General features: G+C 61.6%; 14 protein-coding genes and 1 pseudogene. 9 read left to right on the plus strand and 6 right to left on the minus strand.

The genetic code is table 11. The features are described from left to right. Positions 1-17: 17 nt before the first annotated feature. The 8 genes from QRN53_RS10780 to QRN53_RS10815 all read left to right on the plus strand — a co-directional run bounded on the left by QRN53_RS10780 (position 18) and on the right by QRN53_RS10815 (position 6,773). A complete protein-coding gene (locus QRN53_RS10780) occupies positions 18-1,478 on the plus strand; it encodes a recombinase family protein (RefSeq protein ID WP_285244002.1) in 1,461 nt (486 codons plus the stop codon). A 120-nt stretch (positions 1,479-1,598) separates the two neighbouring features. Then, entirely contained in the window at positions 1,599-1,853 is a 255-nt protein-coding gene (locus QRN53_RS10785) for a hypothetical protein (RefSeq protein ID WP_285244003.1), read from the plus strand. Between the two features lie 125 nt (positions 1,854-1,978). Beyond that, positions 1,979-3,859 carry an AAA family ATPase gene (locus tag QRN53_RS10790; protein WP_285244004.1) on the plus strand — a complete coding sequence of 627 codons (1,881 nt, stop codon included), beginning with the start codon at positions 1,979-1,981 and terminating at the stop codon, positions 3,857-3,859. A gap of 122 nt (positions 3,860-3,981) precedes the next feature. Next, positions 3,982-4,212, plus strand: a complete 231-nt coding sequence (locus QRN53_RS10795) for a hypothetical protein (RefSeq protein ID WP_285244005.1) — start codon at positions 3,982-3,984, stop codon at positions 4,210-4,212. A 15-nt stretch (positions 4,213-4,227) separates the two neighbouring features. Continuing rightward, the gene (locus tag QRN53_RS10800) at positions 4,228-4,575 is read left to right on the plus strand and encodes a hypothetical protein (RefSeq protein ID WP_285244006.1); all 348 of its coding nucleotides are present in this window, start codon (positions 4,228-4,230) and stop codon (positions 4,573-4,575) included. Further along, positions 4,572-4,802 carry a hypothetical protein gene (locus QRN53_RS10805; protein ID WP_285244007.1) on the plus strand — a complete coding sequence of 77 codons (231 nt, stop codon included), beginning with the start codon at positions 4,572-4,574 and terminating at the stop codon, positions 4,800-4,802. Before QRN53_RS10800 ends, QRN53_RS10805 begins: the two co-directional genes overlap by 4 nt. 416 nt (positions 4,803-5,218) lie before the next feature. Continuing rightward, positions 5,219-6,403, plus strand: coding sequence for a phage major capsid protein (locus QRN53_RS10810; RefSeq protein WP_285244008.1), 1,185 nt, complete (start codon positions 5,219-5,221; stop codon positions 6,401-6,403). Positions 6,404-6,425: 22 nt separating this feature from the next. Further along, positions 6,426-6,773, plus strand: coding sequence for a hypothetical protein (locus tag QRN53_RS10815; RefSeq protein ID WP_285244009.1), 348 nt, complete (start codon positions 6,426-6,428; stop codon positions 6,771-6,773). 401 nt (positions 6,774-7,174) lie between these two features. Here the strand turns inward: QRN53_RS10815 and QRN53_RS10820 are convergent, their stop codons facing one another. The 3 genes from QRN53_RS10820 to QRN53_RS10830 form a co-directional block, all read right to left on the minus strand. Then, complete coding sequence (locus tag QRN53_RS10820) at positions 7,175-7,555, minus strand: helix-turn-helix domain-containing protein (protein ID WP_285244010.1); 381 nt, start codon at positions 7,553-7,555, stop codon at positions 7,175-7,177. Positions 7,556-7,713: 158 nt separating this feature from the next. Beyond that, positions 7,714-7,944 carry a hypothetical protein gene (locus QRN53_RS10825; protein ID WP_285244011.1) on the minus strand — a complete coding sequence of 77 codons (231 nt, stop codon included), beginning with the start codon at positions 7,942-7,944 and terminating at the stop codon, positions 7,714-7,716. A 71-nt stretch (positions 7,945-8,015) separates the two neighbouring features. Beyond that, positions 8,016-8,483, minus strand: coding sequence for a hypothetical protein (locus QRN53_RS10830; protein ID WP_285244012.1), 468 nt, complete (start codon positions 8,481-8,483; stop codon positions 8,016-8,018). Positions 8,484-8,499: 16 nt separating this feature from the next. Here QRN53_RS10830 and QRN53_RS10835 point away from each other — a divergent pair. Next, positions 8,500-8,946: pseudogene (locus QRN53_RS10835) on the plus strand (magnesium chelatase domain-containing protein); the annotation flags it as partial. Positions 8,947-9,156: 210 nt separating this feature from the next. On the opposite strand, the gene QRN53_RS10840 reads toward QRN53_RS10835, so the two are convergent. The 3 genes from QRN53_RS10840 to QRN53_RS10850 all read right to left on the minus strand — a co-directional run bounded on the left by QRN53_RS10840 (position 9,157) and on the right by QRN53_RS10850 (position 13,059). After that, the gene (locus QRN53_RS10840) at positions 9,157-9,894 is read right to left on the minus strand and encodes a DUF1889 family protein (RefSeq protein ID WP_056387831.1); all 738 of its coding nucleotides are present in this window, start codon (positions 9,892-9,894) and stop codon (positions 9,157-9,159) included. Between the two features lie 242 nt (positions 9,895-10,136). Further along, complete coding sequence (locus tag QRN53_RS10845; protein ID WP_056387828.1) at positions 10,137-11,408, minus strand: M20 metallopeptidase family protein; 1,272 nt, start codon at positions 11,406-11,408, stop codon at positions 10,137-10,139. 154 nt (positions 11,409-11,562) lie between these two features. Beyond that, a complete protein-coding gene (locus QRN53_RS10850) occupies positions 11,563-13,059 on the minus strand; it encodes an aldehyde dehydrogenase family protein (protein WP_056387826.1) in 1,497 nt (498 codons plus the stop codon). Positions 13,060-13,203: the final 144 nt, after the last annotated feature.

Genomic DNA, 13,203 nt, shown 5'->3' on the forward strand with positions numbered 1-13,203 from the left:
AGCGTAAAATGGCGTTTATGGAAACTACCCAGCAGGCACGGCCCCGCGCCGCCATTTACTGCCGCATCTCCAGTGATCCGGAGGGGCTGGCCCTTGGTGTGGAACGGCAAGAAGTGGACTGCCGCGCGCTGGCGGCGCGCCTGGGCCTCGAAGTGGTCCGCGTGTTCGTCGAGAACGACACAGGAGCCAGTACGAAGTCTAAGAAGGCTCGTCCGCTCTACAAGGAGATGATCGACGGCGCGCGGGCTGGCATTTACGACGCCATCCTCGCGTACTCCGCCTCCCGCATCACGCGACGGCCCGCCGAGTGGGAAGATCTAATCCGCCTGTATGAGACGGTGGGCACGATGATCCACACCGTTATGTCCGGCACGGCCAACTTCTCGACGGCCGACGGGCGAGCGACTGCCCGCACCGTGGCGGCATGGGACGCGGCAGAAGCCGAGCGCACCGCTGAGCGCGTGCAGCGGGCGAAGGCCGATTCGGCGGCGAAAGGTAAGTGGCGCGGGGGTCGCAGGCCATTCGGTTACGAGGCCGATGGCGTGACCATCCGCCCCGACGAGGCGGCAGCGCTGGAGCGGGCTGCGGACGCGATAATCGCGGGTCGTTCGCTGGGCGCGGCTGCCCGCGAAATCAACGAGTCCGGCCTGACGACCACATCTAAGAACCTCGCGATGGATGTTGTCTCGCTGCGGAACATCCTGCTCCGGCCGCGCAACGCTGGCTTGATGGAGGTCAACGGAGAGATAACCGGGAAAGCACAGTGGGCCGCCGTCATTCCTGAGGACAAGTGGCTGGCGCTTCGGGGCATCCTCACGGACCCGTCGCGGCGGACGCAGAACGGAAGCGAGAGGCGCTGGCTCGGCTCCGGCCTGTTCCGCTGCGGGACACCGGGCTGCGGGGGAGTGGTTCGAGCGGCTGTGACCTCGGGCGAGGGGAGGGTGCGACGGCTCGTCTATCGCTGCAAGACGTCGAGCGGGCACGTGAACCGAGACATGTATCTGACGGACGCCGTCGTAGAGATAGCCGTAAGAGACTACCTGCGCGACGAACAGGACGCGCTTCGGGCAAAGATGACGGTGCCTGCCCCGCACCGGAAGGACGTAGAGAAGCTGCGGGCTGACCTTCGAGGCTACCGGGAGCGACTGAAGGGGCTGCCTGCGGAGTACGCGGGCGGGAGGATCACCGACTGGCAGATGGTCCTTGAGGCGCGCAGCAATCTGGAGGGTCAGATCGAGGAAGTAGAGCAGAAGCTGACCGCGCTTACGACGGGCAACGTTCTGGGCGAAACGTTGACAGCCGCCGACCCAGGACAGATGTTCCTCGACGCGGACCTCGACAGGCGGCGTGCCATTATCGATGCGCTGGCAGTGGTGACCATCAGGCCCGCGCGGCGTGGACGGCCTGTGGGACATGTGCCCGGGAAGCCGTACTTTGACCCGAAATTCATTGACGTGGATTTTGGAAAACACCCATAAAAACGCCTTTTGGAAATTAAGCTATATACATAGGCCTCAACAGGGAGGTCTACCCCCAAAGAACCGTGAACCGAAAACCGTAAGCCGAAGGGGCTTTCGGAAAGGGTTCCGGTTCTTTTTATGCCACGCTCTCCCCATTCAGACATCATCCGGGCGCGAACCGAGGTCGCACGCGCCGCAAGGGCTTCTAGCCATAACGCTGACCCGAAGAAGGTAGAAGCCGCACGGCGGCTTCTTGAGAACAACCGCGCATACAAGGCCCGCATCGCGGATATCGTGGCAAGCGCTCCGCCGCTGACCGCTGAGCAGGTCGACGCCGTTGCCGCGATTCTGCTTGGCCAGGACGACGGCACAGACGGCGGGGTTTTCGAGTGAGCGGGCAAAAAGAAAGGCCCCCTCGGGGCATGAAGCCGGGGGAGCCTTTCACAGGAGGCGAAGAAAGGGAGTTTCCAGAAACCCGATCTACGCATACTCAGTATACGCTCGCTACTGCACCACGTGTGGGCAGCCCTGTATGGAAGGCCGGGACGATCGGCTGGGGCGAGTACGTCGATCGGCTGGGCAACCCCGTCGTCACAGACGAGAAGACCGGCGTGGGGCTGTACGTCCTCGGAGCGGTCTTCAAGGGCAACCGGCGACGCCGGAGCGATCTCGTATCGCGGTCGGCCGTCACCCTCGACGCGGACACGGCTGATCTGGGGCTTTCGGACCGGGTGAAGGCGCTGCCCTGGCTGGCCGCATATCACACTACGTTCTCGCACACATCGGACTCGCCGCGCTATCGCATCGTCGTCCCGTTGTCCGAGAGCGTGTCGCCCGAAGAGTACATCGTTCTGGCTGATGCGCTGATGGACCGGCTGGGTCGCGAGTGTTTCGACAGGGGGAGCCGTGACCCGGAGCGTTGCATGTACTGGCCATCTACACCCGACGCGGACACCTATGACTGGGGCGTCACGGATGGGCGGCTTCTGCACCCCGAGGAACTGGTGCCGCTGTCCCACGAAGAGCAGCATCCGTACGACCGCTTTCTTTCAGCGCTGGGCGCGGCAGGTAAGACGGTGAGGGGGGACTACGCTCAGTGCCCAGGCCACGCCGACGATGGGCCGTCGCTTCGCTTCGGGTGGGATGAGTGCGCGGAGCGCGTGTGGATGGAGGACTTCGGCGCTGCGAAGTGCAGCGACAAGCACATTCTCGAAGTGCTCAACCTGCCGCCATGGGCGCAAGGGTGGTCCGCCGCACACGACTTCGCCGTGCCGCTGCCTGATCGAGCGGAGTCCACGGCCGGGACGAGGCGGCTTGTTCTCACGTCAGCGGCGGACATTCGGCCTCGCCCCGTCCGCTGGCTGTGGGAGGGCAGGCTGGCCCTCGGGACGCTCGGGCTGCTCGCTGGAAGGGAGGGCCTCGGAAAGTCAACGCTCGCGTACTGGGTGGCCGCTCGGATCACGCGCGGGGAGCTTCCCGGTGTGTTCGAGGGGGAGCCGAAGGCCGTTCTGGTGTGCGCCACCGAGGACAGTTGGGAACACACAATCGTTCCCAGGCTAATCGCCGCCGAGGCGGACCTTCGGCGGGTCTATCGGGTAGAAGTACTCAACGCCGACGAGATTCACGTAGGGCTCCGGCTCCCGCGAGACAACCACGCGACGGAGACAGCGGCTCGGGAGGTTGACGCCGCGCTGCTACTGCTGGACCCGCTGATCTCGCGGCTGGGCGACCGCGACACGCACAAGGACGCCGAAGTGAGGCAGGCGCTGGAACCGATCGTGGCGGTCGCAGACCGAACGCGCATGGCTGTGCTCGGCCTCATCCATCACAACAAGTCAGGCTCCACCGATCCGCTCCAGTTGATCATGGGGTCCAAGGCTTTCACTGCCGTAGCGCGGTCAGTTCACACGGTAGTCCCAGACCCGGACGATGACACGAAAACCATCCGGCTGTTCGGGACGCCAAAGAACAACCTCGGACGTTCCGACCTGCCTGCCCTGAGGTTTGAAATCGAGGGCTTCAGTTTCCTCACGGACGAGGGTCCGGCGGAAACGGGGCGTCTTATCTGGCGGGGAGAGGCGGAAGGCACGATCGCCGACGCCATGAAGCAGGAGCAGGACGGAAGCGCGACCGGGGAGGCAGCGGACTGGCTTGAGGACTTTCTGAAGCTGTGGGATGGGGTCGCGCCAAGCGCCGAAATCAAGAAGGCGGGAAGTAAGGCTGGGCACTCCGCCGATGCCCTAAAGAGGGCGAAGTCTCGGCGCAAGATCGGCCACAAGTCCCTGGGCTTTCCAAGGGTGACATTTTGGCATCTGCCGGGGGCCGACCTGTCCACAGTTGGTGCAGACGTCCCTGGGCGCGCGCCAACTGCACCAACTGCACCAACTGGGGAGAAATAGCTCATGCACTCACTCACTCTTTTTCACTCTGTCAGCGCAGTTGGTGCAGTTGGTGCAGTGGGGGCAACCCCCACGCGAGCGCGCCAACTGGGGGAGTTTTTCATCATGAAAGGAAACCGGAAATGAACAACGACCTCACGATTGTCGGCGGCACGCACGACGAGATGCTGTCGCTTGCCGCGCGCATTATGGCCCGTCCGTGCGAGGACTGCGTTGCCGAAGTGACAGTGATCAGCAGGGGGAACGCCACGTTCCTATCTGTCGCCCACGACGACACCTGCCCGTCCCTCCATGCCATCAACAGAAACAGGGCTGCCCGTCGGGCAGCGAAACGACAGAAAGGAAAGAACTGAGATGAGCAAGAATGCGTGGCGGTTCACGACGATGCCGACGCCATCAGTGGCGAACGCTCGGAAAGCGGAATTGGCGCGTGCCAAGGCCGCTGCGATCAGAGCCGCCAAGAAGGACAAGAAGAAGGAAGACAAGAAGTGATTACGCGAACCCAGGCGCACGAATTCAGCAAGATAAGCACGGCTCAGGTCGACGCCGCGTGCATCCGCATCACGTCGCCGTCCGGGCTGAACTTCCAGCCCGGTATCGGGGTGTTGGTGAATGGAAATCTACGCCTACCCATGACCACGCAGAATGCTCGGCAGCTCGTCCGCGCTTTGCTGGCAGCAATGGCCGAACAACAGCAACAGGAGGAAGAACAATGAGAAACCGCCGCGCTCGTAGGGTCCATGAATTGATCCGCCGCATCAAGGCAGAGAAGGAGCTCCGCGAGTTCCCCGACTGCCAGATTTGCACGCCTAGGCGCGAGGTAAACCAAGTCAACGACGTTGGAGCCAGGGCACTGGGCGTCACGCATGAACCCGGCTGCCCCTTGGCCGAGCCAGAGGACGGTCCCGCTGCCGAGTACGACGTGGACGGGAACCCGCTTTGAGGCGAGTTTACCTATATGCACCCATCTGAATAAATTTTGACTCTGATTTTCCCGAGCGGATCAAACGGAACGACCCCGATGTGGTTATAGCCGGATCGGGGTCAAAGTCCACACAGGACCGCTCAAAGCTGCGTACCTGAAACGTTTCAAGTTACAATGAAACTGCTAGCAAAATAACTGAATAGATCGAAATCCTGAGCAAGCATCACACGCTCTTTCGGCACAACCGCCGTAGTCGCCGCGTTATGGCGCAGTCGACGGCGCATCCGGCGCAGTACCCATCCTGCCCCCGTTGCCCCCTCGCTGCCCGCGCCGCCCACTGCCGCCTGCTGGACCTGAAAGTCGGACGCTCACCAAAGGGCACTCGCCCACGTCCACATATCATCCAGGGTCCGCAGAATCTGGATCAAATTCCAATGAGCACCATCAAAACTGCCCGTGCCGCCATCAGCGAGCTGAGCACCAAAGCGTCCCAAATTGTGGACAACAAGTCGCTGACGAATGTCGAGAAGAAACGTCAGCTCGACCGCATCGAAGCAGACATCAAGGAGCAGAACGCAATCATCGCCCTGCACACGCAGGCCAAGATGATGATGGCCGGAGCCGACAGCTTCAACGGTTCGGCCGCCGCGAATGGCCCCGTCCTTGCCCGTCGCGGGGCAGTCGTGCCGTCTTTCGAAATCCCGGACGAAGCACTCTACGACGGCTTCAAATCACTGAAAGGTGGCGGCGGAGCTCGGTTTGAACTGGGCGTGATAACCAAGGACAGCGCTCAATCTATCGTCACTGAGCAGCAGATTCCCCCGCAGTTGATCGGACTGGTAGAACGTCGGTTTGAGCCGCAGAGGCTCCTTGATCTGTTTCCCACCGCTCCCATGGCGGGGCCCTCGATTGAATTCATTACCCACTCGGCCAATTCGCAGGCGGCTACCGCCGTCGCCATGGGCGGCACGTATCCGGAAAACGTCCTGACGACGACACAGACAACGCTGGTCGCTCAGAAGCTGGCTGTACAAACCGTAGTCCTCGACGAATTACTGGCTGACTTCCCCAGCTTCCGAGATTACATTTCCGTCGAGATCACGAGGCAAATTCAGGACGCCGAAAACAACGCCTTGTTGAACGGGAACGGCACCGCCCCGCAGATTCGGGGCCTGCTCAACACAAGCGGCGTACTCACTCGCGCGGCAGCGTACGGAACGAACGATTTGGATACCCTGAACGCTGCAATTGCGGACCTTCGCTCTGGTTCTCAATTCGTGGAGCCGGACCTTTTCATAATCCACCCGAGCACCTGGGCCTCGATCAGGACCATCAAGGACTCTTACGGCCACTACCTTCTCGGCAATCCAGCCGACGAAATCGTGCCTCAGCTTTGGGGCGTTCCTGTGGCCCTCACGACGCAGATCGCAGTCGGCACAGGGATTTTGCTCAATACGTCCCTAGCCGTTACTGCCTTCGTCCGCAGTGGAGTGACGTTGGAAATGTCGAACCAGAGTGGCACCGATTTCCAGACCGGATCGGTTCGTGTCAGGGCTGAAGAGCGCCTGACTCTGGGCGTCCAGCGTCCAGCGGCTGTCAACATCATTACCGGGCTCTGAGTCGGAAAAGAAGGGATTGTCAATGCTCCAGGGAACAAACGCCACCAGCGCTATCTGGGTTGGACAGGTGCTCACGGCGACGACGAGCAGCGCCATGACCCAGGGAGGTGGGTACAAGGGTGTCATCGGATACTTGAATGTCTCGACCGTGTCCGGAACCTCGCCGTCCATGACGGTAAAGCTGCAGGATTCGGCCGACGGTGTGTCATGGTACGACCTGCCGTCGGGTGCCTTCACTGCCGCAACGGCAGCGACGACGCAGAGGCTGGTCGTCGCTGGTCCAATCGGCTCATCCGTCCGGGCCGTGGCTACCATCACAGGCACCAGCCCCAGCTTCACGATGGACCTATACCTCACCGGTACGACCTAGACCGGCGAGTGTATGGTGTCCCCTTGTGCTGCACCATACACTCGCCCTAGAACCGCGTGGAGCGGTCGGTTCCTTCTCCTGGCTTGACCGCTCCCCGTGGCCTGCCCCAAAGGGCAACGGCGAAACGATGAAATATCTAAACGCCCCCACCCGGCCCCCGGGGACACCTGCCGCGCGGATTCCGAGGGGCAGGGTGGTGAAAAACCTCTAGCTCGGATAGCCAATCCCGCGCTCCATGGGTATGCACCAGCTATGCACATCGCGTTTTTGACACCCAAATCCAAAATTTTGGGTGGATGAAAATACCTACAGAAGCCCCTGATCAGCAAGGATGGATCGCCGGCACGAGTCGAAGTGCTACAAAAGGCAGTACAAACGGATATCAAAGCCCAAGCAAAACCCTAGAATGGACTCTTTTGGGTCCTGCTGCGCAGCCGGTACGCGAGTTCCCCGATCAGCTCTTCGTCGGTCAAGTCCGCGGCGCGGCTCACTGATTTCCGAGGCCCTTGTGTCATGTATTCCAGCGTCAGGGCATCGGGCGGGATGATTTCGTAGTGGTCGAGAACTTCAGTGATGACACCTTCACGCCAGCCAAGCGCTGCTTCGACCTTGCTGCGGGTGCCGTCCCGTGGGGCGCGCTGGCCGGTTTCGAGGCTGCGTAGCGTCTTCAGGTCCACGTCGGCAAAAGTGGCGAACGGAGCTTGGGCTTTATAACCCATCTTTAGACGCCCTTTTATAACTAGTCGGCCAATAGCTATTTTCGCTTCTTCGGTTTCTTCCACGGGACAAGGCTATCCGCAAGGAAGACTAATAAAGCCGATCCCTGCACAACAGGCCCCAGGACGTCCTAAAAGATCCAAAAAGATCATTCCTGGTGGGTTGTACCGCCCCTATGCCGTGCGATCCGTGCAGGTCGGCTCGGCGCCCTGCGATGGATCAGCTAGCCCTTCTTCGTAACTGCCTTCATCGCCCACAGGGACAGCGACTCGCCGTCCTTCTCGATCAGGAACCGGTACATGTTCTCGCTCTCCGCTGTGACGGTTCCCCGCATGGGCACCAACTGGGCGTTGCTGGCCCGGAAGATCGCTGAGGCCGTGAACTGATCATTCGGGGGAAGCTCGGTAATGGAGTCGATGGGGCCGGGGTGCAAGTTCATGAATTGTTGTGCCATGAACAAGATCATAGGGACACAGAAAGAGGGCGCGGTAGCTGGCTACCGCGCCCTCCGCTGGGATTTTGCTTTTACGCTACGTCCTCTAGTCCGGTGTGACCGCTGGACTTCATGTGGTAGCCCATGGCGGCAGCGGTGCTTTCCTTGCCGCATTCGAGGCAGCGGCGGCGGAGTTGCTTGCCAGCCTGGCGCACCGGCTTTTCCGGCTCGGGCTGCTCGACGGAGAAGGTGGCTGGCCACTCGTTGCGGGGGTCGGGCTTTGCGGAGAAAACCACGACCACGTTGCCGCTGCTGCTGACGTAGGGTGCGATCCGGTCGGGGTTCTCGGAAATCTCGGCGAAGAACTCCTTGGCCTCGACCTCACCGGCAACGCGGGCGATCAGTGCCACGGTGTCGCCACGGCGCACTTCCGGGTGATGGGAAACCTGCTGCGTAGCGGGATTGGCGATGGTGATGTGCTGGGTGAACATTTCGGTTGCTTCCTTCGGTTCTAGCGGTTCGTTGGTTGAAGCTTCAACCGAGGTGAACACTACGCTCATAAAACCGCCATAGCTAGGTTTTGCCCTTGCCGTCACCATGGCCGTACTCCGGGCAGCGAACGACATCAAGCCCACGGGGCGCACGGTCTTTATCGCTGAACTGGGACTCGATGGCAGGCTCCGGCCCGTCCGGGGAATCCTGCCGGCCGTGATGGCGTCAGTGCAGGCCGGCTACCCGGACGTCGTGGTGGCGCAGGCGAACCTTGCCGAGGCTTCCCTCGTCCCGGGAGCGAGCGTCCGCGGTTACCGCACGCTTGCCCGGCTGGCCCTCGACTTCGGGGCGGACCCGCAAGAGCTCGCCCTGGATTTCGAACCGGACGACGCAGAAGAGGCCGACGACGGCCCTTTGGCAGCCGGGCCGTGTCCCGACATGGCCGATGTCGCCGGGCAGGGGGACGCGCGCCAGGCGCTGGAGGTGGCGGCCGCGGGCGCCCACCACTTGCTCCTCACGGGGCCGCCGGGGGTATGTCCTTAAGTAATGATGTGATGTGTTCCCTGTAATGACGGGCATTTCTCACCATGCGGAGCGGTGCTCCTCGGGTAGACAGAGCCCTTTCCGAGCTCCTGCCCGTCATGCACGAAAGCTGGGATGACGACTCAGCGACATCGCCGTGCTCTTCGGACTCGCAGAGGAGCCAGAAGATGGGGTAGTGAAACTACCCGACTGCGATTCCTAATCCTCAGCGTCAGGATCGTCACCCGATGCCAGCTTCTGCCGCAGGTAGTCGATATAGTCCGTACGGAGCACGTGCCGGGCTCGCGGGCGCTTCCCGCCGTTGATGTCCCGGACGTACTGCGCCAGCCGCTCCGGATTCTTGCCGGCCCACCCGTGAGCAAGGGCCCAGCCCTGCATGGCGTCGGCGTCCATCGGGATTCTGGCGTCGCGCAGCGCCAGGAGTACGCCGACGACCTGATCCTTCTCAAAGCCGGCCGATATCGTGTTGTTGTGGTTCACCGTAAGCGTCAGGCTTCTCAGAGCCTCCATAATGATCGGGTCGAGTTCGGCGGAGGGAGTCTTCCAGTCTGAGCCGTCGCCAAGAATGTCCGGTTTCATCGCCGTGACCCACGAGCGGATTCGGTCGGCGTTCCAGGTGATGACGCAGATGGCGCGGATCCCGTGGCCGTAGCGCACCAGCTTCCCGATGTCGTCCATGTCCGGCCAAGCCATCAGCACCGGACCGGTACCTTGTGGCGTACCGCCACCACGACCGGTGATATGCGACACATTGCTGTGTCGCTGCACGAGGCGCTCCAAAGCGTCGCAGTTGCTGAGGTTCGACTGTAGTGCCGTCCAGACAGAGAGCGTGTCATCCGTCTGCATGTGTTCGACGCACCAGTCGATCGCCGCGCTGACGCCCTCGTCGTCGTAGCTCGCTACGGCTGTTGGGTAGTCGGTGTCTCGGTCAAACATGTGTCCCCCTAATTGTGTCGTCGGGCTTAACGCTAACCAGGAGGTCCGACAAGAACAGCGGTGCTGCCCACCACTAGGTGTCAGATTGAGATCTCAGAATTCAGCCGCTGGGTGTCAAGGAAGAGCACTTTGAGCCCATCTTGACGCATTTTTTGCGGATCGTCTGACGTCCGGTTGGGTTGTACGCCAATCTGATAGTGGTTGAACTGCCATCCATTCGGGGCTTCGAGACCGGTACTGCGCTACCCCAGGACCTCCAACTCCTGGAGCTTTCCAAGCGCCACGCCCGCCATAAATTGTGTCTGGTCGACGAGGATACTGTCGTCAAACACTGCCCTGGGCGAGTGCATGGGAGCCCACTCCATGGGGTCGATATCTGGAGACCCAGCTCCGAGGTGCCCGTACGCTCCTGGGACCTCCACGAGGACACGGGAGAAATCGTCAGAGCCGGTCCTGGGGGACGGGCTGGGCACGAACCGGTGCTCTCCGAAGAACGTCCGTGCGGTCCTGCCCCAGAGTTCGGCGTCACTGTCGTGATTGACGGTGGCCGGCATAACCGGAGTGAACGTTGCCTCGGCTGTCAGCTGATGAGCGGTCGCCAGTTGCCGGATAAGATCCGGCAACTCCTGTGCGAGCCGCGCTTCGACACCGGGGCTGAAAGACCTGACGCTGGCCCTGAATTCCGCCGAATCAGGTATGACATTAGAGGCGGAACCGCCATGGAATTGGCCCACGGACAGTACCACGGGATCAAAAACGTTGAATCGCCGGGTGATGTACGTTTGTAGCGCGCCAAGCATTTCAGCAGCTACCTGTATGGGATCCAGAGCTTGGAAGGGGCGCGAACCGTGCCCACCACGCCCGATAACCTTGACGGACAGATCTCCGAAGGCTGCCATGTAGGAGCCGGCCCGGGTCGTGAACACGCCTGACGGGATGTCCGAAACGACATGCAGGGCGTAGGCAGCATCCGGCCGCCTCCCGGCTGCGTTAAGAACGCCTTCCTCCAGCATGATGCGGGCCCCGTCATGTCCTTCCTCCCCCGGTTGGAACATGAAGATGATGTCGCCGGTCAGGCTGTCACGTACGGACGAGAGCAGGCGGGCGGCACCAATCAGGCCCGCTGTATGCAGGTCATGGCCGCAGGCATGCATCGCTCCATTGGTCGAGGCAAAGGATATCCCCGTCTTTTCAGCCAGAGGAAGGGCGTCCATGTCGCCTCTGAGTAGTACAGTGGGGCGGCTCCCGACGGGGGCCTGGGTGGCCCCGCCACGTAGTACCGCTACCACGGACGAGGCTGCTTTTCCCAGGCTTATTTCGAGATCGAGTCCCTTGAGTGCCTCAAGGACCCGGGCTTGGCTGCGGGGCAGATACAGGCCGACTTCAGGATCGGCGTGCATTTCCCTACGGAAATCGACCAGGTCGGTTTCAAAGGCCGGGATCGCCGCTGCGGCGCCCTCAAGGAAGCTCAGCGTTGAAAGCCGCACCGTATCTGTCGTTGAAGTATCTGTCATTGAAGGACTTTCTCGTCTCATGTTGCCAAGGCCTTGGCCTGCTGCTTTCCCGAGAGGACGCGGAGCCCCCGTCTGAGCCACGCGTCACGTTCCCGGAATCTTTGTCCCAGGCCCAGTGCAGCCTCGCCTACGCTTTTGGGGTCGGATATGGCCCCTAGAGCGGGAAATCCGTCCTGTCCACGCCAACCACGCGGTCGCCGGTGAAGAAGCGTACGCCGTACTGGGGACCGTGGCCTCCGATACCGCTGGTACCCCAGAAACTCTGGCGCGAATTGCCGGCCAGGTCGCTCATGAACGTGCCGTTGATGCGGACCTCCCCGGCACGGATACGGGATGCAACGTCGATGGCCCGTGTTTCGTCGCCACCGAATACGTAGGCATCAAGACCGGTTGCCGGTCCGTTTGCATGGCTAAGCGCCTCTTCAACGGAATGCACGGAATGTACCGTGACCAGCGGCCCGAAGAGTTCTTCCGTGGCGGCTCCGGCGGGACATCCGACAATCATCCCCGGTGCCAGGAACCAGCCGTCTAGATCCGGTAGGTCGCCGCCAGTGACCAGCGTTCCCCCCAGTTCGAGGAGTCGATTCACGGCGGCTTTCAAACCATCACGCTGCCGCTCAAACGCCAGGGGACCCACTTGCGTTGTCTCATCCAAGGCATTTCCTACCCGAAGCTTACTGAGTTCGAACTTCATAGCTTCAACGAAACGGTCGTGAATCGACCCGTCAACCAGTACCTTGCCGGGCGCCTCGCACCACTGGCCATTGAGACGGGTCATGCCCTGCACAATGGACTGTGCCGCTGAGCTGACATCGGCATCATCCAGAATGATCACGGGATTGTTGGATCCGAGCTCCATCTGCATGACAGCGAGATTGGACGCTGCAGCCTGCGCGACTGTGCGGCCTGCCGAATCGCCGCCGGTAAACGAAAGAGCCTCGATGCGGGGATCCGAAGTCAGCAGTGATCCTGTCTCCGAATTCCCATGAACCAGTTGAAACGCGGCGCTCGGGTAATCGAGTTCGGTCATGGCGGCGACGATCGATTCGGCGAAGAGCTGGCAACCTCCGGGGGCGTTCTCGGAGGGTTTGAGGATGACCGGGCAGCCAGCCGCCATTGCTGCCGCCACCTTGCCTACCACGGTGAAGGTTGGAGCATTCCAGGGGCCAACGATGAGGGCCGGGCCGAGGGGCTTGCGCAGGATGACCACAGACCGGTCACCGCCGTCCAGGGTCTCCGACTCGCCAAGCTGCTCCGCTTCAGCGATAGTACCCCGGACTCTGTCCCCGAGTGCACCGGCAATCAGGCGAGTGGTCCGGATAGGGACTCCCGTGTTGATGCTGTCCTGCAGCGCGATTTCTTCGCTCTGAGCATCGAGAGATGCGGCTACCTTCGTCAGGAGCTTAAGACGGTCCCGGAGTTTGATGTCTTCAAGCGTCCCGGACTCGTGCAGTGTCGCCGCTGCGGCGAGTGCGCACTCGACGTCAGCCTTTCCGGTCTTTCGCATCGGCTGCCGAGGTTCGCCCGTATTTGGGTTGGTAAGGTAGCGGCCGTTTTCGTCGAGCTGCAGCCATGCGCCATCGACAAAGGAGCGTTGCTCGACAAGGTCGGGGGTGATAGCGGTCAGTTGTGTTAGTCCTTCAGCAGTCATTCAAGGTGCTCCTCTGGTTTTCGTTGTTGTCTTTGTCGTCCGGGACCAGCGACGGCAGGGGCTGAGCCTTGACGTTGACCGTTTATGTTCGGGAGGATTTGCAGCGCCATGTTGCGCAGCTTTCGTTCCGACGCTGGCCGTGGC

This window comes from Pseudarthrobacter sp. fls2-241-R2A-127, from assembly GCF_030209355.1.
Taxonomy (GTDB): domain Bacteria; phylum Actinomycetota; class Actinomycetes; order Actinomycetales; family Micrococcaceae; genus Arthrobacter.